Genomic DNA, 24235 nt, shown 5'->3' with positions numbered 1-24235 from the left:
AGGGGGGGGGGACTACTTCAGATGCCCAGGGCCGAACGCCTGCGGCAGCATCGCCGACAAGGGCAGGACCCCCTCCGGGGACTCCACCAGGAGGTCCGGCCCGCCGAACTCGTACAGGAGCTGCCGGCAGCGGCCGCACGGGACCAGGACCGCCCCCGTGCCGTCGACGCACGTGAAGTGCGTGAGCCGGCCGCCGCCGCCCGCGGCGAGCGACGAGACCAGGCCGCACTCCGCGCACAGCCCGAGCCCGTACGAGGCGTTCTCGACGTTGCAGCCCGTCACCACCGGCCCGCGGGAGCCCAGACCCGCCGCGCCGACGGGATAGTTGGAGTAGGGGGCGTAGGCCCGGGACATCGCGCCCCGGACCGCCGTCCGAAGCTGCTCCCAGTCGAAGGGAGCCTGGGTCACTTGCCCTGACCCTTGTAGTACGGCAGGCCGTCCGCCTTCGGCATCCTCAGTCGCTGGGCCGACAGGGCCAGGACGAGGAGCGTCGCCACATACGGCGTGGCGGTCACGAACTGGCTCGGGACCTCGTCGGTGAGCAGGTACCAGACCAGGATCAGGGCCGCCACGGCCGAGGTGATCACGGCCGGCACGTACCGCTTGCTCCAGAGCTGCCAGCCGATCGCGATGACCAGGAGGAAGACCAGGAGCAGCAGCAGCGCGTGGACGTTCACGCCACCGCCACGGAGGTTGAGGCTGTCGGTGTAGCCGAACAGGCCGGCGGACATGGCGAGTCCGCCCGGCATCCAGTTGCCGGAGATCATCGAGGCGAGACCGATGTAGCCGCGGCCGCCGGTCTGGCCTTCGAGGTAGAAGCTGGCCGACACGATCGAGAGGAACGCACCGCCGAGGCCCGCGAAACCACCCGAGATGATCACGGCCAGGTACTTGTACTTGTAGACGTTGACGCCCAGCGACTCGGCCGCGACCGGGTGCTCACCGCAGGAGCGCAGGCGCAGACCGAAGGACGTACGCCACAGCGCCCACCAGGTGAACGGGACCAGGGCGATGGCGATGACCGTCAGAGGCGACAGGTTCGTCATCGCGCCGCCGAGCAGGCCCGCGATGTCCGAGATCAGGAACCAGCCCTTCTCGTTGAGCGAGTCCAGCCAGGTGGACAGGCCCGGGATCGAGAAGCTGCCGAGGGATTCGACGGGCGGGGACTGCTTCGAGGTGCCGCCTTCGACGCCCTCGAAGGCGAAGGTCGACATGTAGCGGGTCGCGCCGATCGCGAGGATGTTGATCGCGACACCGGAGACGATGTGGTTGACCTTGAAGGTGACCGTGGCGATCGCGTGGATCAGACCGCCGATCGCACCGCCGACGACGCCCATCAGGAGACCGGTCCACGGTCCCCACTGGTAGCCGGCCCAGGCACCGAACCAGGTGCCGAGGATCATCATGCCTTCGAGGCCGATGTTCACGACGCCCGCGCGCTCGGCCCACAGACCGCCGAGACCGGCGAGGCCGATCGGCACGGCGAGCTTGAGCGCGGTGGACATCTGGCCGACGGAGGTGATGCCGTCGGCGCCGGTGATGAGGCGGACGATCGAGATGAGGACCAGGAGGCCCGCGACACCGATCATGACCTGGGCCAGGGAGAGCTTGCGGCCGGACGGACGCGGCTGCACCTTGGGCTTGTTGACGTCGGTTGCCGTGCTCATCGGGCAGCCACCTCCTCGGAGTTCTTCGACTTACGGGCGGCTGCCGCGAGCTCTTCGCCGACACGCTGCTGCTGACGCTTGAGGCCCCAGACGCGTACGGCCTCGTAACTGATGACGACCGCGAGGACGATCAGGCCCTGCATGATGACCGCGATCTCCTTGTCGTACTCCTGGTAGTCGAGCTCCTGCGAGGCCTTGTTGAGCCAGGACCACAGGAGCGCCGCGAACGCGATGCCGACCGGGTGGTTGCGGCCGAGGAGTGCGATACCGATGGCGGTGAAGCCCAGGCCCGTCGGGAACGTCAGGCCGTACGTGTGGCTGTCGCCGAGGAGGATGGGCAGACCCGCGAGACCGGCGAGGGCGCCGGAGATCACCATCGCCATGAACACCATGCGCTTGGAGTTCACACCGCTCGCCGCTGCAGCGGACTCGGAGGCGCCGGTGGCACGCAGGTCGAAGCCGAACCGGGTGCGGCCGAGAACCAGCCAGTACACGATGCCGACGATGACCGCGAGGAAGATCAGGCCGTAGATCTCGCCGCCGGCGACCGTGATGCCGGGCACCCAGCCGGACTCGTGCATCTCACCGGTGGTCGAGTTGTTGCCGACCGCGACACCGAAGTTCTCCGTCAGCGTCAGCCAGGCGATGAGGCTGGTCGCGATGGCGTTCAGCATGATCGTGGCGACGACCTCGCTGACTCCGCGGGTGGTCTTGAGGATGCCCGCGATACCGGCCCAGAAGGCGCCGGTCAGCATGGCGACCAGGATCAGCATCGGCACCTGCAGGAAGGACGGCAGTGCGACATGCGCGCCGACCAGTGCGGTGGTCATCGCGGCCAGGCGGTACTGGCCGTCGACGCCGATGTTGAACAGGTTCATCCGGAAGCCGACCGCCACGGCAATGGCGGCCAGGTAGTACATCGTGGCCTCGTTGATGATCAGGACCTGGACGTCCGAGAACGTGGCCTGTTCGAACATGATCGCGTACGGCTCGAACGGGCTCTTGCCCGAGACGAGCAGCACGATCGAGGTCAGCGCCACGGCCACGACCAGCGCGATGGCCGGTCCGGCGAATGCGAGCAGCACCCGCTCCTTGTCGAACTTCTTCATCGGGCCTCGTCCTCCGGGGCGTCCACTGCGTTGTCGGCGTCCTGGGTGTTTTGCGCGGTGGGAGCGTCCTCGCGAGCCGCCTGCTCCAGCAGGAGGGCCGCACTGAGCTCGGCGTCTTCGTCGCGCTCCAGGTGACCGGTCGCGGCGCCCGTCATCGCGGAGCCCAGCTCCTCGGGCGTGATGGTCGCCGGGTCGGCGTCCGCGACCAGGCGGCCGCGGTAGATCACGCGCAGGGTGTCGGAGAGACCGATCAGCTCGTCCAGGTCCGCGGAGATCAGCAGGACGGCGAGTCCTTCGCGGCGGGCCTCACGGATCTGGTCCCAGATCTGCGCCTGCGCGCCGACGTCCACGCCGCGCGTGGGGTGGGCGGCGATCAGGAAGCGCGGCTTGTGACTCATCTCGCGGCCGACGATCAGCTTCTGCTGGTTGCCGCCGGAGAGGGATGCCGCGGTGACGTCGATACCGGGCGTACGGACGTCGTACTCCTCGACGATCCGCTTGGTGTCGGCCTGCGCGGCCTTGATGTCCAGCCAGACGCCCTTGGCGTTGGGCTTCTCGGTGACGTGACCGAGGATGCGGTTCTCCCACAGCGGGGATTCGAGCAGCAGGCCGTGGCGGTGGCGGTCCTCGGGGATGTACCCGATGCCGTCCTCGCGTCGCCTGCGGGTGGGCCAGGTGGTGATCTCGTCGCCGGCCAGGCGGATGGTGCCGGAGTCGGCGCCCTTGAGGCCGATGAGCGCGTCGATCAGCTCGGTCTGGCCGTTGCCCTCGACGCCCGCGATACCGAGGACTTCGCCCTCGTGGATCGTGAAGGAGATGTCGTCGAGCAGCGGGCGCCCGCCCTCGCCCTCCAGGCGCAGCGCGTCGACCTGGATCATCGGCCGGTCGGTGACCGTCGAGTCGCTGGTCTCCGGCGTCGGCAGCGCGCTGCCGACCATGAGCTCCGCCAGCTGGCGCGGTGTCGTCTCCGACGGGACCGCGGTGCCCACCGTCGTGCCGCGGCGGATGACCGTGATCTCGTCCGCGACGGCGAGGACTTCGCCCAGCTTGTGCGAGATGAAGATGACGGACAGGCCCTCGGCCTTGAGCTCGCGGAGGTTGTCGAAGAGCGCGTCGACCTCCTGCGGCACGAGCACCGCGGTCGGCTCGTCGAGGATCAGCGTGGTGGCTCCGCGGTAGAGGACCTTGAGGATCTCCACGCGCTGGCGGTCGGCGACACCGAGGTTCTCGACCAGGGCATCGGGCTTGACGCCGAGTCCGTAGGCCTCGGAGATCTCTTTGATCTTCTTACGGGCCTGGCCGCCGATGCCGTGCAGCTTCTCGCTGCCGAGCACCACGTTCTCCAGGACCGTGAGCTGGTCGGCGAGCATGAAGTGCTGGTGCACCATGCCGATGCCGCGGGCGATCGCGTCGGCCGGGCTGCCGAGAGTCACCTGCTCGCCGTTGACCGCGATGGTGCCCTCGTCCGGCTTCTGCATGCCGTAGAGGATCTTCATCAGCGTCGACTTGCCCGCGCCGTTCTCGCCGACCAGGGCGTGCACGGTGCCCTTGCGGACGCTGAAGTGGATGTCGTGGTTGGCCACGACACCGGGGAAGCGCTTGGTGATGCCCGCCAGTTCTACGGCAGGCGCCTGGCCGTCGGCCGGAGGGCTGCTGGACGCTTTGATGGCGACTCTCCTTGAGGAAGGGGCGTCCTGCGCAACGCCCCTGGGGGGCCGGGGGTACCCCCGGAAAAACACAGCAACTTCGTTGTTGAAGCTCTTGGGCCGCGTTCCAGTGGCCCTCGGGGGGACTGAAACGGGGTACGGAGAGATGATGCTCGCCGTACCCCGTTCCCGTCCCGTGTCACGACAGTGAACGTCGTGACTTCAGGTATTACGGGGTGGTCTTGACCTTGATCGAGCCGTCCTTGATGCCCTCTTCGGCCTTCTTGACGGCCTCCTGCACCTCGGTCATCTTCATGAAGTCGGGGTTGGAGTCGGCCAGCGCGACACCACCGGACTTCAGGTCGGCGCGGATGACGCCCGTCTCGGGCTTGCCGTCCTGGACCGACTTGGCGAGGTTGAAGACCGCGTCGGAGACACCCTTGGTGACCGAGGTCAGGATGTAGTCCTTGTACTTGGCCAGAGCCTTCTGGCTGTACTGGTCCGAGTCGACGCCGATCGCCCACTTCTTGGCTTCGGCGGCGGCCTCGATGGAGCCCTGACCGGCCAGGCCCGCGGCGTGGTAGACCACGTCGGCGCCACCGTCGATCATGCCCTTGGCGGCTTCCTTGCCGAGGTCCGGCTTCGAGAACCCGTCGAAGTTCGGCGGCTGGGTCAGGTACTGCGCGCGGACCTTGACCGACGGGTCGGTGTCCTTGACGCCCTGCTCGTAGCCGGCCTGGAACTTCTTGATCAGCGGGGTCTCGACACCGCCGACGAAGCCGACTGTCTTCGACTTGGTCGCCTTGGCGGCGGCCACACCCGCGAGGTAGGAGCCCTGCTCCTCGGAGAAGACGAGGTCCGCGACGTTGTCCGCCTTGACGGTCTCGTCGTCGACGATGCCGAAGGTGGTCTTCGGGAACTTCGCCGCGACCTCCTTGACGGCCGGGGCGTAGGCGAAGCCGACGCCGACGACCGGGTTGTAGCCCTGCTTGGCCAGCGAGGTGAGGCGCTGGATCTTGTCGGCGTCCGACTCGCCGTCCGAGGGCTCGACGTCCTCGCCGCCGATCTTCAGCTCCTTCATCGCGCGCTCCATGCCCGCGTAAGCAGCGTCATTGAAGGACTGGTCGCCCTTGCCGCCGATGTCGTAGGCGATGGCGACGCCCTTGCCCTTGGAGTCGTCCGAGGACGAAGAGCCGGAGTCGGTGGACTTGCCGCCACAGGCGGCAAGGGAGACGGCGAGCGCGGTGGCAGCTGCGCCTGCAACCGCGAATCGGGACACCCGGTGCATGGGTCGTACTCCTTTGTGCAAGCGCCAGGAGGTGGCGCAGGTTTCGCCGCAGCGTAACGCGCGTAGACAAAAGTTAAAACCGCTTGGGAACACCTGTTATCCGCTGGTGACTGGACTCACAGCTTGTGGCTTTTGTCCCATGCACCAAAGCAATGCGCCGGACCAGCGGAAACAGCCGGTCCGGCGCAGTGGGTCATGCACGGGTGACGAAGAGTTACGGAGTGGACTTCACCGTGATGGTCCCGTCCTCGATGGCCTTCTTGGCCTTCGCGACGGCCTCGACGACGTCCGTCATCTCCTTGAACGCGGGGTTGGAGTCGGACAGACCCACACCGCCGGCCTTGAGGTCGAAGCGCTGCTCACCGCTGAGCGGCTTGCCCTCGATGACGGACTTGGTGAGCGAGTAGACGGCCCCGCCGACGTCCTTGGTCATCGACGTGAGGATGTAGGCCTTCTGCTTGTCGAGCGCCTTCTGGTTGTACTGGTCGGAGTCGACACCGATCGCCCACTTCTTCTCCGCGGCGACGGCCTCGATCGAACCCTGGCCGGCCAGGCCTGCGGCGTGGTAGATCACGTCGGCACCATCGTCGAGCTGGCCCTTCGCCGCTTCCCGGCCGAGGTCCGGCTTGGAGAAGCCGTCGAAGTTGGGCGGCTGCGTGAGGTACTGGCTCTTGACCTTCACCGACTTGTCGGTGTCCTGGACGCCCTGGATGAAGCCCGCCTCGAACTTCTTGATCAGCGGGATCTCCACGCCGCCGATGAAGCCGACGGTCTTGGTCTTGGTCGCCTTGGCGGCCGCGACACCCGCGAGATACGAACCCTGCTCCTCGGAGAAGGCCAGGCCCGCGACGTTCGGCTCCTTGACGGTGGTGTCGTCGATGATCCCGAAGGTGGTCTTCGGGAACTTCTTGCTCACCTCACCGACGGCCTTGGCGTAGACGAAGCCGACGCCGATCACCGGGTTGTAGCCCTGCTTGGCGAGCGAGGTCAGCCGCTGCACCTTGTCGGCGTCCGACTCACCGTCGGACGGCTCGACATCGACGCCGCCGATCTTGAACTCCGCCCTGGCCTTCTCGTACCCGGCGAACGCGGCGTCGTTGAACGACTGGTCGCCCTGGCCGCCGATGTCGTACGCGAGGCCGATGCCCTTGCCCTTGTACGCGGAGCTGCCCGCCTTGTCGCCGCCCTTGGTCTCGTCCGGCGTGTTGCTCTCGGTGCTGGTCTTGCCGCATGCACTCGCCGCGAGGGCCAGGGCGGAGACCGCCACAGCCACCCTGGAGAGCCTCGATATCCGCCGCTTCTGCCGCATTGGAAGCATCCCCTTCATCCCCAACGACCCCCACGATCCCCAACGCGCCCCTGCGGACGCCGATTTCAGCGCGCAGTGACGCTGGTTTCGGCGCACAGTAACGCGCGTAGAAATGCAGGGGAACGGGGTTTCGCCGGGACGTTATCGAAACGTGGCGAGGGCGCGTGCGGGTGAGTCGACGGGGTGCCGGGGGCGTTACGCGCAGGTGACGCCGGGAACGGGAACCAGTGGATCTCATTCCGCTTCGTGTTCCGCCTCAAGCCGGCGCAGCCGCTCGGCATCGCAGACGCGGGGGCAGGTGGCGCAGGCCTGCGGTGGCGGTGCGGTGGAGTCGGGCGAGGTGCGGATGGCGTAGTAGAGACAGCATCCGGCCCGGGTGCGGGTCAGGTGCGACTGTCCCGAACTCCCTTGCAGGCGACGGAAGTCGGCTCCTGCGGGGAACGGTGGGATGCCGGTGGGAAGGAGCGCTTCGGCGGCCCGTACGGACTGCTCCTCCTGTCCGAGCATCCGGCCCAGGTACCAGATGCCGGAGACCAGATCGTCGCCCGCCATGCCCCACAAAGCGCGCGGCCCGCGGCGCACGGCGGGGGCCGCGGCGGCGAGCAGCGGGCGCACGTGGTCGGCGACAGCGGAGCGCAGCTCGGCGCGCAGCGCTTCCTCGTGCGCGACGACGCGTACGCCCGGCAGTCCCGCCGCGGGATCGCCGGGCAGGCAGGTGAACCCGCCTGGTGCGAGGGCGAGTTCGGAGGTCAACGGGTCGATACGGAGGTCGCGCGGGCGGATCCGCGGCACGCGGCGGGCCAGGTACCAGGGGCCGCTCATGAGCAGCCCGACGCTCCACAGGTAGTGGTGCAGGAACCGGGACGCGGCGACCTCGCGTCGCGGTGCGGGTCCGAACCGGGCCTGGATACGGGCGGCTTCACCGCCGATGGCGGCGTCGAGGAGGCCGGGGCGGGCGGCGAGGGCGGATCCGTCGACGGTCGGGCCGGATCCGTCGACGGTCCAGCCGGATCCCTCGGCAGTCAGGCCGGATCCGCTCGGGTCCCGCTCGAGGATCCCGACGCGCAGTGACTCGCAGGTGCGGAGCAGGAGTTGATACGTCTCCGTCAGCAACGAGGCGCTGTTTTCGGCCGAAACAGCCGGCAGCGTGGCCGATCTTGCCTTCAACAGCCCTCCCTCATCGACATCACCGTAAGGCGAGGCTTACCTTAGCCATAGCGGCTCGATCTTGGCTCGCGGACGGGCCGCGCACCCGTCGACCGCCTCACGGCAAGTTGACAGACTTAGGTATGCCTAACCTAAAGTCCTGGGCGTGTCCAAGACCGCACAGGGTGTCGCCACCGGCATCCCCTCCGCATCCGCCCAGCGGATACCTCTCCTCCTCGCCGGGGTGGCCCTGTTGGCGCTGTGCGCCGCGCTGAGCCTCGCCCTCGGGGCCAGGTCGGTGCCGCTGTCCACGGTGTTCGGGGCCCTGTTCGGCGACGCGCACGGCAAGGACGCCCTCGTGGTGACCGGGCTGCGGCTGCCCCGTACGGTCGTCGGCCTCGCGGTCGGTGCCGCGCTCGGCGTCGCGGGGGCCGTGGCCCAGGGGATCACCCGCAATCCGCTGGCCGCGCCGACCACGCTCGGCATCAACGCGGGTGCCGGTTTCGCGGTGGTTGTCGCCATTTATGCGCTCGGGCTCAACCAGCCCGTCGAATATGTGTGGTTCGCGTTCGCGGGGGCCGGGGGCGCGATGTTCCTCGCGCTGCTGCTCGCCCGCAGGTCCGGTGATATCGAGCCGGTACGGCTCGCCCTCGGCGGTACGGTCCTCCAGCTCGTCCTGCTCTCCTGGACCTCGGCCGTGATGCTGGCAAGTGAACGCACCCTGGACGAGGCCCGGTTCTGGCTGGCCGGCTCCCTGTCCGAGCGCCCCCTCGAGGTGCTCTACCCGGTCCTGCCGACACTGGTGCTCGGACTCCTTGTCGCGCTCGCGGTCACCCCGGCCCTCAACGCGCTTGCCCTCGGCGACGATTCGGCGCAGGCGCTCGGCGTCCCGGTGGCCCGTATCCGGCTCGCCGGCGCCGTCGCGGTCGTGCTGCTCGCCGGTTCCGCGGTGGCCGTCGCCGGGCCCATCGGCTTCATCGGGCTCGCCGCGCCCCATCTCGTACGGCCGTTCCTCGGCGGTGACCACCGGCTGCTCGTGCCCGGCTGTCTGATCGCGGGGCCGCTGCTGCTGCTCGCCGCCGATGTGCTCGGGCGGATCGTCATCCGGCCGTCGGAACTCGAAGTGGGCATCGTCAGCGCCTTCCTGGGTGCGCCACTGCTCGCCGTTCTCGCGCGGCGGGTGGCCCGATGACCGGCCTGGTCGAAGCCCCCGTGTCCGTCCGGCCTTCGAGCGCTCCCGCCCGGATGCGCCGCCGTGTGCTGCTGCTCGGCGCCCTCGCCGCCACCGCGCTTGCGGCCCTGACCGTGATCGCGCTCACCCAGGGCCAGATGCCGATGGAGGCGTCCGTCGCGGTGCGCGCCCTGTTCGGACTCGGTGACCAGGGCGATGTGTTCGTGGTGCAGGAGTTCCGGGCGCCGCGGATCGCGGCCGCGCTGATCGCCGGTGCGGGGCTCGGTGTGGCGGGGTCGCTGCTGCAGCGGCTCTTCCGCAATCCGCTCGCCTCACCGGATGTCATGGGCATCACCGGCGGTGCCTCCTTCGGCTCGGTGGTGCTGCTCGCCGCCGGGGCCTCGGCCTCGCTCATCCCGCTCGGCGCGCTCGGCGGCGGACTGCTCGCCGCGCTGCTGCTCGGTGTGTTCGCCTGGCGCTCGGGTCTGACGGTGACCCGTCTCGTGCTCGTGGGCCTCGCCGTCCAGGCCGGTCTCGCCGCGGCCGTGAACCTCATGGTCGTCCGCTTCCCGGCCGAGCTCGCCGGGGCGGCCCTGCAGTGGACGACCGGTTCGCTGTACGGGCGTACCTGGACCGAGGTGGGCGCCGCGGCCGTGGCCTCCGCCGTGGCCCTGGCCGCCGCGTTCGTGCTGCACCGGCGGCTCGCGGTGCTCGACCTCGGGGACGAGTCGGCGGGCGCGCTCGGCATCAACGTCTCGACGGCGCGCCTGCAACTCCTCGTCACCGCGATCACGTTGGCCTCGCTCGCCGCCGCGCTCACCGGCCCGGTCGCGTTCGTGGCGCTCGCCGTACCGCATCTGGTGCGCTTCGTCGCCGGCCCGCCCACGGCCGCGACCACCGCACTGTCCTGCCTGGCCGGAGCCGTTCTGCTGCTCTCGTCCGACCTGGTGGTGCAGCATCTGCTGCCGGTCGAGGGGCTGCCCGTCGGCGTGGTCACGGCGACGCTCGGCGCTCCCTGGCTCCTGGTGCTGATGATCCGACAGAGCAGGCCCGTCAACAGGAGCTCCGTATGACGTCCGAGCAGCTGGCCTCCGAAAAGGCCGCCTCCGAGCCGCTCGCCTCCGGGCAGACCGCTTCCGGGCAGACCGCCCCCGGTCAGCCGGCCGCGCGTCAGGGCGCGGTCCCAATGCCTTCCGCGCCCGCCGACGGCACCCCCCAAGGGGCGCGGCGCAATGAGCTCTCCACCCGCGGCCTCGATCTGCGCTACGGCGACCGCGTGATCGTCGGCGGTCTCGACCTGGTGCTGCCCGGCGACGCGGTCACCGCGATCGTCGGACCCAACGCCTGTGGAAAGTCCACCCTGTTGCGTGGCCTCACCCGGCTGCTCGCCCCCGCCGACGGCACCGTGGCGCTGGACGGCACGGATATCCACCGGATGCCGGCCCGCGCGCTCGCCCGCCGGATGGGACTGCTTCCGCAGCAGCCGGTGACCCCCGAGGCGATCACCGTGGAGGCGCTCGTCCGGCTCGGGCGCTATCCGCATCAGCGGCTCCTGAGCCCCTGGTCGGCCGCCGACCAGGCCGCGGTGGACGCGGCACTCGAGCGCACCGGCACCGCCGTGCTGCGCGACCAGCCCGTGGACCAGCTCTCCGGCGGTCAGCGGCAGCGCGCCTGGATCGCCCTGGCACTGGCCCAGGACACGGATCTGCTGCTGCTCGACGAGCCCACCACCTTTCTCGATCTGCGTCATCAGCTCGATGTCCTCGATCTGGTGGCCGAGTTGCACACCGAGGCGGGCCGCACCGTCGTGATGGTGCTGCACGACCTCGGGCAGGCCGCCCGTTACGCGGACCACCTGGTGGTCCTCAAGGACGGGCAGCTCGCGGCGGCCGGACCGCCGGCCGACGTGCTCGACGCGGAACTCGTCAAGTCGGTCTTCGACGTGGACTGCCGGGTGATCCCCGACCCGGAGTCCGGCACCCCGCTCGTCATCCCCAAGCACCGTCCGTCCGGACGGCGCACCCCTGCCTGAATGGGCCGAAGTCCCCTCCCCGTACGCCTGTAAATCCTCAGTCACCGCTCACAACAGGAAGAAAACCCTCATGTCCACCAGAACCACCTCGCGCGGCCTGCGCCGCCTCGGCACCGCGCTCGCCGCCCTCGCCATCGGCGCCACCGCGCTCACCGGCTGCGGCGGCGAGAAGACCGACGACGGCAAGAAGACCGAGAACGCCGGTGCGGCCTCCGAGGCCTTCCCGCGGACCGTCAAGCACGCCATGGGCGAGACCGAGATCCCGGCGCAGCCCAAGAACGTGGTCGTCCTCGACACGGGCGAGCTGGACTCGGTGACGATGCTCGGCATCAAGCCGGTCGGCGCCGTCTCGCCGCACTTCAAGACCGCGGGCGGCTTCCCCGAGTACCTCGGCGACAAGGTGAAGGGCGCCAAGGACGTCGGTCCGCTGCTCGAGCCGAACCTGGAGCTGATCGCCTCCCTCGAGCCGGACCTGATCCTGTCCTCGAAGGTCCGCCACGAGAAGGTCTACGACAAGCTCAAGGGCATCGCCCCGACCGTGTTCACGGAGACCACCGGCGGCCCCTGGAAGGAGAACCTGAAGGTCCACGCCGAGGCGCTGGGTCTGGAGAAGGAGGCCGGCGACCGGCTGAAGGCGTACGAGGCGCAGGCCAAGGCGCTGGGTGAGGCCATCAAGGAGAAGTACGACGGGAAGATGCCGTCCGCTTCGGTGGTCCGCTTCGTGGCCGGCCCGACCCGGCTCTACCAGAAGTCCTCGTACAGCGGCGTGGTCCTCGACGACATCGGCCTCGCGCGCCCGAAGTCGCAGTCCTCGACCGACCCCGAGGTCACGATGCTCGACGTCAGCCCCGAGCAGATCGACAAGGCCGAGGCCGACCTGGTCTTCGTGACACTGGCCGACGAGCCGTCCAAGACCAAGCAGAAGGACGTCACGTCCAACCCGGTCTGGAAGTCCCTCGGAGCGGTCAAGAACGACAAGGTCTTCACCGTCCCGGACGAGACCTGGATGTCCGGCATCGGTGTCCAGGCAGCCGAGCACATGCTCGAGGACGTCGCGAAGGCCGCGGGCGTCGAGCTGCCGAAGGCGTAACACGGTCGCTCCGCCCCTCCCGGGCCGGGCCGCACTCCCCCATGGCGGCCCGGCCCACCCCCCTCACGCTCACCCCACACGTGGAAGGGGTTCAGCCCATGCGGCTGTACCTGCTCGCTCTCGTCCCCACCGACTCGGTCACGGAAGGTTTTCTGCCCGCCGCCGGGCGCCTCGGGCTCGATGTCACCCTGCTGACCGACCGGCCGGAACTGCACCAACACGCCTATCAGGACCTCGAGTTCGCCTCCCGCGTGGAGATCCTCGAGTGCGATGTACGCGACTTCCGTGCCGTGATCACGCGCATCGGCACGCACCACCGGCCCGACGGGGTCTTCACCAACAGCGATCATCTGCAGACCCAGGCGGCCCTGGCCGCCGACTGGTTCGGACTGCCGGGCAAGGACTGGCGGGCCGCGCTGCGCGCCAAGGACAAGGCGGCGATGCGCCGCCACCTCGCCGCCTGTGGTGCGGACACGGTCTGGTCGGCCGAGCTGCCCGCGGGCCAGGACCCCGCCTCGCTCACCGCGCTCGACGTGCCCTACCCGTGCGTGGTCAAGCCGCGCGAGGGGGTGGCCAGCGAGGATGTCGTGCTCGTCGACGGGCCCGCTGAACTCGCCCTGCGCTGCAAGGAGATCCAGGCCCGTCGCCCCGGGGCCGCGCTCGTGGTCGAGGAGTATCTGCCCGGCGAGCTCTACACCCTGGAGACCCTCGGGGACGGTACGCGCCGCCATGTCCTCGGCGGCTTCCACACCGGGGTGTCCGCGCCCCCGGTGTTCATCGAGGAGCGCCTCACCTTCGTGCCCGCGCACCCCGCGTCGGCCGTCGAGCAGGTGCTCGCCCAACTCGACGCCCTGGGCGTCGGTTTCGGCGCCTGCCACACCGAGTTCGTGGTGCACGAGGGCCGCGCGCGGATCATCGAGGTCAACTACCGGGCCATCGGCGACCAGTGCGATCTGCTGCTCGCCCAGCTTCTGGACGTCCCGCTCTTCGAGCACATCCTGCGTACGCATCTGGGCGAGCCGCTGCCCGCGGACCTCGGTGCGCGCGGTGACGGCCGGGCGCGGCTCGAGTACCCGTACGCCCGCGAGGCCGGCACGCTCACCGCCGCGCCCGAGGCGCAGGACCTCGACGTCGACGGTGTACGGATGACGTACCGGCCGCTGCGTGCGGTCGGCGAGCGGCATGAGCTGTACGGCACCAACCGGGACTATCTGGGGGTGCTGCGGGCCATCGGCACCGATCAGGGCGCGGTGGACCGGGTGGTGGCGGAGTTCCTCGCCCGGCAGCGGTGGGAGATCACGCCGTGAGGGCTGCTGCCGCCGTGGCGGGGGCGGCTGTTGTCAGTCGCCCGCGGGAACCAGTCGACAGTCCGGCCGCCTCGGTCGAGGACGAGCTGACGCTGCGCGTGCTCAGTGCGCTGCTGCGTGAGGACGTGGTGGGGCTGCGGACGCGCTCCACGGCGGTGCGGCGGCCCGACGGGTTGTGGCTGCGCCTTGCCCAGGGAGACAGCCGGTTGCTCCTGCCCGTCGACAAGGACGGCTTCCAGTGCGAGTACGCGGCCCGACTGCCTTATCTCGTACGGGAATCAGGTGCCGGTTTCGTACGGGAATCAGGTGCCGGTTCCGTACAGGAATCAGGTGCCGGTTCCGTCCGAGAATCGCCCGCCGAACGCGTCACGGGCACGGACGGCATCCTGGCCGCCCTCGAGCCCCTGGCCGACCCCGTCGACCGCGTCGGCTACGCGGACTTCGCCGCGGAGTGCCGGCAGACCCTCGCCACCATGCGGCTGCACGCGCGCGGCCACGCCGGTGTCCTGCGCGGACTGACCGCCCGGCACGGCGCCGACCCCGCCCGCTGGACGGGCCTCGGCGGCGGACTCGCGTACGACACGCTCGCGGCCCATCTGGACCATCCCGTGTACCCGACCGCCCGGGGGCGCTCGGGCCTGGACGACAGCCAACTCCGCTCCTACGCACCCGAGTTCCACCCACGCTTCACCCTGCGCTGGCTCGCCCTGCCCAAGGACGCGCTCACGTCGAGCGGCGAGCTGCCCGGCTTCTGGCCCTCCCCCGCCGACCTCGGCCTGCCCGCGCTCGCCAAGAGCCATCTGGCCCTCCCGGTGCACCCGCTCACGCTGGGCGGCCCGCTGAGTGACGCTCTGCGCGCCACAGGGCTCGACGCACAGGCCGTACTCGCCGAGAAGCCGTACGCGGACGTGGTCCCGACCCTGTCCATGCGCACCGTCGCCCTCGCCGACGACCCCGCGCAGCACCTCAAACTGCCGCTCGCCACCGCGACCTTGGGGCTGCGCAACCGGCGCACCATCAAGCCGGGCACCCTCGTGGACGGCGCCGCGGGCCAGCGTCTGATCGAGACCGTCCTGGCCCGTGAGCCCCGCTTCCAGGGCGTGATCCTGCACGCCGACGAGAGCCGGTACGCCCATGCCGGGCACGAACTGCTCGCCGTACTGCTTCGGTCCTGCCCGGCCGGTCTCGACGACGCCGTGGTGCTGCCGATGGCCGCGCTCCTGAGCCGCGCACCCGGCGGCCGGCTCCTGATCGACCCGCTCGCGGAGCGCTTCTACGGCGGCGACCCGATCGCCCTTCTCGACGCCTGTCTCACGCTGCTCTTCGACTGGGGGACCACGCTCTTCGCGTACGGCATCGCGCTCGAATCGCATCAGCAGAACATCTCGCTCGTCCTGGACGAGCACGAGGGCCGCACCCGGCTGCGGCTCCTCTTCAAGGACAACGACGGGCCGCGCATCAACCGCCTGCGGCTGCGCTCGACCCTCGGTCAAGACGCCCCGCACGAGCGCGAGTTCGACGACGTACGGACCTTCGGTGACACCGACGACGCGGTGACCGCCCTGTTCACGACGATCACGGTGCACCTGTGCGCCGGTGCCTACGCGTTCGGTCTCGCCCGGCACGGCCGCGCCCCGCTCGACGAACTGCTCGCCCTGGTGCGCGCCCGCCTCGCGCAGGCCGTCGCACGGATGGACGCCGGACCCGGCGCCGTACTGCGCAAGCACGTGCTCGACGCCGAGCGGCTGCCGGTCAAGGCCATGGTCACCGCGGGCAGCCTGCTCAGCAAGGAACGCTCGGGCGCCGCCGACATCAACAAGCACTACACCACCGGCCCCAACTACCTGCTGCGCGGAGTGTGAGCGCCGATGAGTGCGACCACTGAAGGGGTACGGACGACGGGCGGCGCGGACGGACGGCCGACGACCTTGGGGCGCCGGCAGGTGCACGCCGTGGCCGGCTGCTACTTCGTGGCGTCGTTCGCCGCGCTCGGCCTGCCCCCGTATCTCACGGAAATCCTCCCGCAGTTGGGCGACGAGACCGCCCGCTGGGCCGGCCTCCTGTACGTCGTCCCCACGGTGTTCGGTGCGCTGGGCGCGCCGCTGTGGGGCCGGCTCGCGGACCGGTTCGGCCGCAAACGGCTGCTGCTGCGGGCCCAACTGGGCCTGGCTGTCGCGTTTCTGCTCGCCGGGTGGGCCGAGTCCCTCGCCGCGTTCACCGCGGCACTGGTGCTGCAGGGCATCCTGGGTGGCACGTTCGCGGCGTCCAACGGCTATCTGGCGGCCGCCCTCGAAGGCCCCGGTCTGTCCAAGGCGCTCACCTTGATGCAGGGCAGCGCACGGGCCGCGCTCGTGGCCGCCCCTATCGTGGTCGGCGCGCTGTCGCCGTGGATCTCGCCGCACCGCCAGTACGCGCTGCTCGCGGTGCTGCCCCTCGCGGCGGCGGTCATGCTGTGTCTGCTGCCCGAGCCTGGCGGCAGACCGGCGGCCCTCACGTCCGAGGCCGTCGAGCCGCTCGCCGAGGCGACACCCCTGCGGGCCCTGTACATCTACGAGTTCACCTTCGTGTTCTCGACCGTCATCTCCTTCCCGTATCTGATCGCGCTCGTGGAGGACCGAATACCCGGCGTCTCGCCGGCTGTCTCCGGAGTGCTCTTCGCCCTGCCGCACCTGTGTTATCTGCTGTGTGCGATGCAGGTGCACGACCGCTTCGTGGGGCGTCCCCGCCTTGGCATCGCGCTCGGCTTCGGCTGTATCGCACTCGGTCTGGCCGGGCACCCGCTCGCCGGTTCGCTCGCCTCCTTCACCGCCGTACGGCTGCTGCTCGGCATCGGGCTCACGCTCGGCCTGGTCTGTCTGTCCGTGCTCGCCGCCGACTGCGCCAAGGGCCGTCCGCCCGGCGGGATGTTCGGCACGCTCGAACTCGTCTCCAAGGGCGGCGCCGTCGCCGCCGGCCTGGCCGCCGCCGCGGGCAACGGCCTGCTCGGACCCGCCGCCCCCGTGCTGACCGGCACCGCCGTCGCCCTGGGCACGGCCGGCGCCGTCGCGCTGCCCGCCCTGTTCCGCCGCTCTCCCCGCATCCGCGTCCGCATCCGCTGGAGCCCCTGATGTCGCTGCCCACGGGCACCGTCCCCGCCCCGCCCTCGACCCCGCGTGAACTGCCCCCCGCCGACTGGGCCGTGGCCCACACCCTCCTCAACTGTCTGCTGCGCGAGGTCTCCGCGCCCGAGCACCAGACCGCGGTCTGCGACGACCATCTGCTGCTGCGTCTGCCCCGCGCCGGGGTGCTGCTCCGGGTCGCGCTGCGCCGCACCTCACTGCTCGGCGCCCACCGCTTCACCGGCCCGGTGTACGTCCAGGAGAACGGCGCGTGGACCGAGGCGGGCTGGCGCCGCCTGGCCGAGTACACGCAGGCCGAGCTGTCGCTGCGGACGGGGGTGCGCAACGAGGAGTTCCTGGAGCAGGTGGCGTCCAGTCATCAGGGGGTGCGGTCCGCGCTCGCCGTCCACGGCTCCCGCCCCGGCGCCGAGGGCCAGGGGGCGTATCTCGCCTCCGAACAGTCCCTGCTCTTCGGCCACCGCTTCCACCCCACACCCAAGGCCCGCAGCGGCGACGCCGCGTCCTGGGCCGCGTACGCGCCCGAGGCGGGGGCGACGTTCCCGCTGCGGCTCTTCGCCGCCCGGGAGCACCTCGTCGCCGAGGAACTGGCCCGGCCCGACGCGGCCGCCGCGCTCGACCGGCTGCACCCCGACGTACCCGAGGGCTACCGGCTGCTGCCCGCGCACCCCTGGCAGCTCTCCCTGCTCCAGGACCACCCGGGCCTGCGCGCCGCCCTGGCGCGCGGCGACCTCCTCGACCTCGGGCCGAGCGCGCGGCCCTTCGCGGCCACGGCCTCGGTGCGCACGCTCTACGACGGCGATACGTTCCTGAAGTTCAGCCTGAACGTGCGGATCACCAACTGCCTGCGCAAGAACGCCAGTTACGAGCTGTCCGGCGCCGTCGCCCTGACCCGTTTCCTGGACGGGGCGCTGGCCGATCTGGCCGCCCGCTTCCCGGGCAGCGCGATGCTCCGCGAACCCGCGTACCGCAGCCTGGCGCTGCCCGGCGCCGACGGGACGCCCGACGTGGCGCTCCTGGAGGGCTTCGGCGTGATCGTCCGCGAGGGTCTTTCGCGCCGTCTGCTGCCCGGCACCACACCCCTTCTGGCGGGCGCGGTCGCCGACGAGTACCCGACCGGGCCCGGGCACCTCTCGCACCTCCTCGACGACGCGGGTCCTCAGCGGGCCCTGGCCTGGTGGCGGGCGTATCTGGAGCTGCTCGTGCCGCCCGTGCTCGCCGCGTACTTCGACCACGGCCTCGTCCTCGAACCCCACCTCCAGAACGTCCTCGTCTGCGTCGGCGAGGACGGCATGCCCGCCCAGGTCCTCTTCCGCGACCTGGAGGGCACCAAGCTGCTGCCCGAGCACCACGCCGACACCCTGGCGGGGCTGCCGCCCGAGGTCGCGGGCCCGATGACGTACGACGCCCAGCGCGGCTGGGACCGGGTGGTGTACTGCCTGCTCGTCAACCACGTCAGCGAGATGCTGGCCGCGCTCGCCGATCTGCATCCGTCGCTCGAGCCCGCGCTGTGGGCCGCGGTCCGCGCCGTCCTCGAGGACCACGCCGACGCGCACGGCTGCCCGCCCCGCCTGGCTGCGCTGCTCGCGGGCGTACCGCTGCCGGCGAAGGCCAATCTGCTCACGCGGTGGGAGCGCAAGGCGGACCGGGCGGCGGGCTATGTGCGGCTGCCGTCGCCGCTCGCCGAGTCCGTGCTGTCCGGCGCGTCCGTCTCCTTCGACCCCTGGAGCGCCCGATGACCGCCCCTACTCCTTCCGTACGCGAGCGGATCGGCTCACTGCCCTCGACCGAACTCCCCGCGTACATCTACGACTTGGAGTCCCTCGGCGCGCACGCACGCGCCGTGCGGGCCGCGCTCCCCGAGCAGGTCGAGCTCTACTACGCGGCGAAAGCCAACCCGGAGCCGGAGGTCCTGGCCGCGCTCGGCCCGTACGTGGACGGCTACGAGGTCTCCTCGGGCGGCGAGCTGACCCATGTGGCGAAGGCGGCCCCCGGCCGCGCCCTCGCGTTCGGCGGGCCCGGCAAGACCCCGGCCGAGATCACGACGGCGCTCGAACTCGGGGTGCGGCGCTTCCACGTGGAGAGCGAGCACGAGCTCCACCTGCTGGCCGCGCTGGCGCGGCGGGTCGCTCCGGGCGTACGGCCGGGCGTGCTGCTTCGTTTCAACCTCCCGCTGCCCGCCGGCTCCCTGGAGACCAGCGCGCTCGCGATGGGCGGCCACCCGACCCCGTTCGGTCTCGACCCGTCACAGGCCGACACGCTCGTACGGCTCCTGACCGACGGCACGTACCCGCACCTGGAACTCCTCGGCGTCCACGCCCACTTGGCCAGCGGACTCGACGCCCCCGCGCTGCTCGCCCTGTCCGCGTCGGTTGTCTCGTGGTCGCTCGCCCTGGCGGGCCGGCACGGCATCCGCCTCCCGGAGATCAACGTGGGCGGCGGCATGAACGTGGACTACGCCGATCCCTCGGCCCGCTTCGACTGGGCGTCGTACGGCCAGGGCCTTGCCGGACTGCTCGCCGGCCACCCGGACTTGACGCTGCGCATCGAGCCGGGCCGGGCGCTGACCGCGTACTGCGGCTGGTACGCGACGGAGGTCCTCGATGTGAAGCGGAGCCACGGCGAGGAGTTCGCCGTGGTGCGCGGCGGCACCCACCACATCCGCACCCCGGCCACCAAGGGCCACGACCAGCCCTGCACGGTCCTCGCCTCGGACTCCCCCTGGCCCCATCCGTGGCCGCGCCCGCGCGCCCAAGGGGACCGGGTCACCTTCGCCGGCCAGCTCTGCACGCCGAAGGACGTCCTGTCCCGCGCCGTCCCGGCCACCGGCCTACGCGCGGGCGACCGGGCGGCCTTCGGCCTGGCGGGAGCGTACGCATGGAACATCTCCCACCACGACTTCCTGATGCACCCGAAGCCAACGTTCCACTTCCTGCCGGCGGACCACTGACCGCTGACCGCAATGGTGACAGGGGGACCGTTCGTCCTGACCGGCGCCCGTTTCGGGCGCTATGTCTGAACGCTCGGTCCCCCGTTCGCGCTACGGACGTCCGGCGTCCAGCAGGGCGGCTGCTGTGAAGAGTTCGACTCCGACTGCGATTGCGGACTCGTCCGCGTCGAAGTCGCCCTGGTGGAGGTCGCACGAGGTGCGTTCGCCCGGGGTGCGGACGCCCAGGCGGGCCATCGCGCCCGGGACGTGCTCCAGATACCAGGAGAAGTCCTCGCCGCCCAGGCTCTGTTCGGTGTCCTCGACCGAGAGGGGGCCACGGCGGGCCACCATCGCATCGCGCAACAGGTCGGTGATCACCGGGTCGTTGACGACCGGAGGGACACCGCGGATGTAGTTGATGGCTGATTTCGCCCGGTGGAGGTCGGCCACTTCCTGGACCGCGGCGTGCACGAGGTCGGGCGCCGTGCGCCAGGCGTCGAGGTCCAGGCAGCGGACCGTGCCGGAGAGTTCGGCGTGCTGGGGGATCACGTTGGGGGCGTGCCCCGCTTCGATTCGGCCCCAGGTGACGGCCAGACCGGCCCGGGCGTCGACCCTGCGCGCCACCAGGGCCGGGACGTCGGTGGCGACCCGGGCCGCGGCGGTGACCAGGTCCGTGGTCAGGTGCGGGCGGGCCGTGTGGCCGCCGGCGCCGTCGAGGGCGACCTCCAGGCGGTCGCAGGCCGAGGTGATGGCGCCGTGCCGTGGCGCAGCCCGATCCGGCCGGCGCCCACCTTGGGATCGCAGTGCACCGCGATGATCTTGCCCACGCCGCCCAGGACGCCGGAGGCGATGGCGCCCGCCGCGCCGCCCGGCAGCACCTCTTCGGCCGGCTGGAACAGCAGCCGTACGGCGCGGGGCAGTTGACCGGCGGCCGCCAGCTCGGCGAGGACCAGGCCCGCGCCCAGGACCGCCGTGGTGTGGACGTCATGACCGCAGGCGTGCGCGCGGTCGGGGACCGTGGAGCGGTAGGGCGCCTCGGTCTTGGTGTCCGGGATGGGGAGCGCGTCGATGTCCGCGCGGATGGCGAGCATGGGACGCAGGCCGTCCCATGTACCGATGTCGCATACGAGGCCGGTCCCCGTGTCGAGCACACGGGGTGAAAGGCCCGCCGCCTCGAGGCGCTTCTTGAGCGCGGCCGTGGTCCGGAACTCCTGATTGCCGAGCTCCGGGTGCATGTGCATATCGCGCCGGAAGGCGATGAGCTCGGCGCGCAGCCTCTCGGGGAGCGCGCCGGGCAGGGCTTCCGCGGCTGCGGGCTCGCCCTCCGGGCTGTCGGTCGTACGGGACATCAGTTGGTTCACCCTCGCAAGCGTAAGGCGATGCAGGGGCCAACTAAGCCTCGATCAACAAAACTTCAGCCAGATTGGGGTAAGAAAATCGGGGCTGTCGTGCATAGCTGCACCGTACCGGGGGTATGAAATTTTGCTTTGAATCGTCCGCATCGGCTTCCCCGGGCGAGTCCCGGCCAAACCCGCGCCGCCGCCCGCTGCCGGATCCATTGACAGGGCGGGGCCCCGCCCCGACGCTACCGACCAGTCAGTATCGGAATGCGGTGGCGTAGGTGAAGGGGAGGCAGGCGTGGGGGAACAGGCGTACACGGCGGCACGGGGCGGCAGAACGCGACGGGGGGCGCTCGGCGCACTGGCGGCGGGCGGGGCGGCGGCCCTTGTCGTCGCGGCGACGGCCGCTCCGGCGCAGGCCGGGCCGGGCGGGCACGGGGGTCACGGCGGTCACGGGGGGCAGCACCGCGGCGAGCGCTATGTCGCGCTCGGCGACTCGTACACCTCGGGTCCCGGCATCCCGGACCAGGTCGACGCGAACTGCGCGCGGTCCAACCGCAATTACCCGTCCGTGGCGGCCTGGAAGCTGCGCCCTGTCTCCTTCAAGGACGTGAGCTGCGGCGGTGCGACCACCGAGCACATGTGGCAGCAGCAGGGCACGAACCCGCCGCAGCTGGACGCGCTGGACAAGCGGACCACGCTCGTGACGGTCGGGATCGGCGGCAACGACATCGGCTTCGGCGAGATCGTCGGTACGTGTACGCGGCTCAGCTTCACGGACCCGTACGGCAATCCGTGCACCAAGCAGTACACGGCCGGCGGCACCGACCAGCTGGCGGCGCGGATCGCGGACACCGCGCCGAAGATCGAGAAGGTCATCGACGCGATCCATGACCGCGCGCCCCGGGCCCGGGTGTACGTCGTCGGCTATCCGGTGATCGTCCCGGACAGCGGCAAGGGCTGCTGGCCCACCGTGCAGTTGGCCGAGGGCGACGTGCCGTACATGCGCGACACGGGCAAGCGCCTGAACAAGATGCTGCGCGACGTCGCCCGCGACAACCGCGCGCGCTTCGTGGACACGTACACCCCGACGATCGGCCACGACGTCTGCCAGGCCCCGGAGGTCCGCTGGGTCGAGCCGCTGCAGCCGACCAGCCCGGCGGCGCCGTTCCACCCGAACGCGAAGGGGGAGGCGGCTATGGCGGGGGCGGTGCTGCGGACGATCCACGGGCACGGTCACTGGCACTGACGCTGCGAGGGCACGGGGCGAGGGCGGTCGCAGACTCCGCCCTCGCCCACGCGGGCGGCACGTCAGTCGCCCACCGGCCTCGCGAGCGGTACCGCCACCGAAAGGAGCGGTCCCGCGAGGGTGTCGTAGGAGATCCCCAGCCGCAGGGCGGCCGCGACGTACTCCAGGAACGCAGCTCCCCCACCGGGCGCCGGGCCCGACGCCGGGAACCTGCCGGGCAGTTCACTGTCGCGTTCGGGCGCGCGCGCCGGGTCGAGGGCCGTGAGCACACGGCCGTGTTCTGCATAGACGAAGAGCTCGTCCCAGTTGATGGTGTGCCCGAACTCGACTGCCTGGGGGGCTGCTGCGAGCAGCGTCACCGTGTACGGCGGCGGTGTCACGAACGGCTGGAACTTCTGCAGGGCGAAGCTCCACCCGGGCCGGGTCGTGCGCCCGGCCCGCATGACGGTCTCGACCCCGGCGCGGCGGAACCCGTGGCGTTCCAGTGCCTCTTCGTCGAGGTCGACGTGGTCGAAGGAGTACGTCTCCGCGTCGGCGACGGCCGCGTCGGCCTCCTCGTCCGTGAGGTACAGCAGGGGCGGCTGAGCCACGCCGGTCAGCGCGGCGAGCAGCTCCTCGGGTTCGAGACCCGCACACAGCACCAACCCCACCGTGTCCTGGCAGTACCCGATCAACCATCCGAGTTCGGATCTCTCCACCGGTACGGTCCCCTCCGCAGAGCCAGCGCGGCACTCGCCGCTTCGGCCGGACGGTAGCCGGTCAGGGCCGCGCCGCGTGCACGGACCGCAGGCGATGGATGTCTCGGGCCGTCCCCGTAACCCCCGAAAGAAACCCCTGCGCCCGCGGGGACGCCGCCTCCGTCAGCCACGCCGGGTCGATGTCGCAGACCGCGACCTCGACGCCCGTGCCCGCGAGGGCCAGGGGCAGGGTGTGGACGACCGTGGAGGGGAAGCTGAGAATGCGGTGGCCGATGGGGCCTCTGCGAGCGATGAGTTCCAAGGGGAGGTCCGGGCGGACGATCTCCAGACCGGTCTCCACGGCGAGGCGGTGGAGTTTGGGGGTGGATTCGCGGCGGTGCGCGAAGTAGCGGGTCGCGCCGTGGGTCGTGGCCAGCGTGCGGACCGCTTCCAGGTAGTGGTCGGGGTCGACGACGCCGGTCTCCACGAGGGAAGTGCCCACCAGGTCCGCGCCCTTGGTGATACGGGGCGGGCCGAAACGGCTGCGGGTCCAGGTGAAGTCGTTCTCCGTGACGGAGACACCGTCGGGGGCGTTCACCGGCATCGAGGAGAAGACCGAGACCGTACGGGAGGGGCGCGGCGTGAGCCGGCGGCGCGCGGCCGCGGTGAACGGGGCGAACACGAGGTCGCGCGGACCGCGCCGGCCGCCGCGCCGGTGCCAGCGCACCAGGCGTTCCCCGCCGGCGAGTTGGGCGATGAACTCCATCGTGGCGGTGCCGTCGTCGACGACCACGATGTCGCGGGCCCGGCTCAGCGTGAGCAGCAGCTGTACGTAGCGGCTGAACGGGTCGCCGATCACCACGCGCGCCGCCCGGCGCAGCAGCCGGCTGAGCCCGCCGATCGTGTGCAGAGGCGCGAGCGCCCCCTCACGGGCCTCCTCCCAGCGGACGGTATGGCCTTCCTCGCGGGCGAGTTCGGCCATCCGGCGCAGCTGGCCGCGGGTCATCGGATCCGTCGGGGACAGGACGACGATCGTCGCCGTCCCGCCGCCGGCCCCGTGCGCCCACTCCAGGACGTTGAGCAGTTGCACGGGGCTCTCGACGAAAGCCAGCGTCGGGGCGGCGGGGTCCGACCCCCCCGGCGGCGGCGGGGGGGGGCG

The 24235-nt window shown here is 71.0% G+C and carries 19 protein-coding genes and 1 pseudogene; 10 read left to right on the top strand and 10 right to left on the bottom strand.

Annotated elements, in window-relative coordinates:
• Positions 1-12 precede the first annotated feature (12 nt).
• From JAO81_RS19750 to JAO81_RS19720, 7 genes are all read right to left on the bottom strand, one after another.
• Positions 13-408 carry a cytidine deaminase gene (locus JAO81_RS19750; RefSeq protein WP_199549192.1) on the bottom strand — a complete coding sequence of 132 codons (396 nt, stop codon included), beginning with the start codon at positions 406-408 and terminating at the stop codon, positions 13-15.
• Positions 405-1667 carry an ABC transporter permease gene (locus JAO81_RS19745; RefSeq protein WP_199549191.1) on the bottom strand — a complete coding sequence of 421 codons (1263 nt, stop codon included), beginning with the start codon at positions 1665-1667 and terminating at the stop codon, positions 405-407. The genes JAO81_RS19750 and JAO81_RS19745 overlap by 4 nt, the downstream gene beginning before the upstream one ends.
• On the bottom strand, positions 1664-2776 hold the full coding sequence (locus JAO81_RS19740) for an ABC transporter permease (protein ID WP_199549190.1): 1113 nt from the start codon (positions 2774-2776) through the stop codon (positions 1664-1666). The genes JAO81_RS19745 and JAO81_RS19740 overlap by 4 nt, the downstream gene beginning before the upstream one ends.
• Entirely contained in the window at positions 2773-4443 is a 1671-nt protein-coding gene (locus tag JAO81_RS19735; protein ID WP_199549216.1) for an ABC transporter ATP-binding protein, read from the bottom strand. Before JAO81_RS19735 ends, JAO81_RS19740 begins: the two co-directional genes overlap by 4 nt.
• 208 nt (positions 4444-4651) lie before the next feature.
• Positions 4652-5710 carry a BMP family protein gene (locus JAO81_RS19730; RefSeq protein ID WP_199549189.1) on the bottom strand — a complete coding sequence of 353 codons (1059 nt, stop codon included), beginning with the start codon at positions 5708-5710 and terminating at the stop codon, positions 4652-4654.
• Between the two features lie 214 nt (positions 5711-5924).
• Positions 5925-7019, bottom strand: a complete 1095-nt coding sequence (locus JAO81_RS19725) for a BMP family protein (protein ID WP_199549188.1) — start codon at positions 7017-7019, stop codon at positions 5925-5927.
• 234 nt (positions 7020-7253) lie between these two features.
• Positions 7254-8186, bottom strand: coding sequence for an iron-sulfur protein (locus JAO81_RS19720; protein WP_199549187.1), 933 nt, complete (start codon positions 8184-8186; stop codon positions 7254-7256).
• A 202-nt stretch (positions 8187-8388) separates the two neighbouring features.
• On the opposite strand from JAO81_RS19720, the gene JAO81_RS19715 reads away from it, so the two are divergent.
• The 9 genes from JAO81_RS19715 to JAO81_RS19675 all read left to right on the top strand — a co-directional run bounded on the left by JAO81_RS19715 (position 8389) and on the right by JAO81_RS19675 (position 19831).
• Positions 8389-9357: a FecCD family ABC transporter permease gene (locus JAO81_RS19715; protein ID WP_374194318.1), complete on the top strand. Its 969-nt coding sequence runs from the start codon at positions 8389-8391 to the stop codon at positions 9355-9357.
• Entirely contained in the window at positions 9354-10409 is a 1056-nt protein-coding gene (locus tag JAO81_RS19710; RefSeq protein ID WP_199549186.1) for an iron chelate uptake ABC transporter family permease subunit, read from the top strand. The genes JAO81_RS19715 and JAO81_RS19710 overlap by 4 nt, the downstream gene beginning before the upstream one ends.
• Before the next feature lie 113 nt (positions 10410-10522).
• Positions 10523-11368, top strand: coding sequence for an ABC transporter ATP-binding protein (locus JAO81_RS19705; protein WP_199549214.1), 846 nt, complete (start codon positions 10523-10525; stop codon positions 11366-11368).
• A gap of 70 nt (positions 11369-11438) precedes the next feature.
• Complete coding sequence (locus JAO81_RS19700) at positions 11439-12458, top strand: ABC transporter substrate-binding protein (RefSeq protein ID WP_199549185.1); 1020 nt, start codon at positions 11439-11441, stop codon at positions 12456-12458.
• Between the two features lie 98 nt (positions 12459-12556).
• Positions 12557-13765: an acetyl-CoA carboxylase biotin carboxylase subunit family protein gene (locus tag JAO81_RS19695; RefSeq protein ID WP_199549184.1), complete on the top strand. Its 1209-nt coding sequence runs from the start codon at positions 12557-12559 to the stop codon at positions 13763-13765.
• Positions 13766-13851: 86 nt separating this feature from the next.
• Positions 13852-15627: an IucA/IucC family protein gene (locus JAO81_RS19690; protein WP_233415624.1), complete on the top strand. Its 1776-nt coding sequence runs from the start codon at positions 13852-13854 to the stop codon at positions 15625-15627.
• Positions 15628-15633: 6 nt separating this feature from the next.
• Positions 15634-16872, top strand: coding sequence for an MFS transporter (locus tag JAO81_RS19685; RefSeq protein WP_199549183.1), 1239 nt, complete (start codon positions 15634-15636; stop codon positions 16870-16872).
• A complete protein-coding gene (locus tag JAO81_RS19680) occupies positions 16872-18620 on the top strand; it encodes an IucA/IucC family siderophore biosynthesis protein (RefSeq protein ID WP_199549182.1) in 1749 nt (582 codons plus the stop codon). The genes JAO81_RS19685 and JAO81_RS19680 overlap by 1 nt, the downstream gene beginning before the upstream one ends.
• Complete coding sequence (locus JAO81_RS19675) at positions 18617-19831, top strand: type III PLP-dependent enzyme (RefSeq protein WP_199549181.1); 1215 nt, start codon at positions 18617-18619, stop codon at positions 19829-19831. Before JAO81_RS19680 ends, JAO81_RS19675 begins: the two co-directional genes overlap by 4 nt.
• 90 nt (positions 19832-19921) lie before the next feature.
• Here JAO81_RS19675 and JAO81_RS19670 read toward each other — a convergent pair.
• A pseudogene (locus tag JAO81_RS19670) lies at positions 19922-21159 on the bottom strand (amidohydrolase).
• A gap of 289 nt (positions 21160-21448) precedes the next feature.
• Between JAO81_RS19670 and JAO81_RS19665 the strand changes: the two are divergent.
• A complete protein-coding gene (locus JAO81_RS19665; RefSeq protein WP_199549180.1) occupies positions 21449-22399 on the top strand; it encodes an SGNH/GDSL hydrolase family protein in 951 nt (316 codons plus the stop codon).
• 62 nt (positions 22400-22461) lie between these two features.
• Here JAO81_RS19665 and JAO81_RS19660 read toward each other — a convergent pair whose 3' ends face one another.
• Positions 22462-23097 (bottom strand): DUF6461 domain-containing protein, encoded by a 636-nt coding sequence (locus tag JAO81_RS19660; protein WP_199549179.1) that lies wholly within the window; start codon positions 23095-23097, stop codon positions 22462-22464.
• A 61-nt stretch (positions 23098-23158) separates the two neighbouring features.
• Positions 23159-24187 (bottom strand): hypothetical protein, encoded by a 1029-nt coding sequence (locus JAO81_RS19655; protein WP_199549212.1) that lies wholly within the window; start codon positions 24185-24187, stop codon positions 23159-23161.
• Positions 24188-24235: the final 48 nt, after the last annotated feature.

The sequence above is a fragment of the Streptomyces sp. N35 genome, assembly GCF_016464295.1.
Taxonomy (GTDB): domain Bacteria; phylum Actinomycetota; class Actinomycetes; order Streptomycetales; family Streptomycetaceae; genus Streptomyces.
The sequence above is the reverse complement of the archived record's forward strand: the minus strand, read 5'-3'. Positions and strand labels throughout refer to the sequence as shown.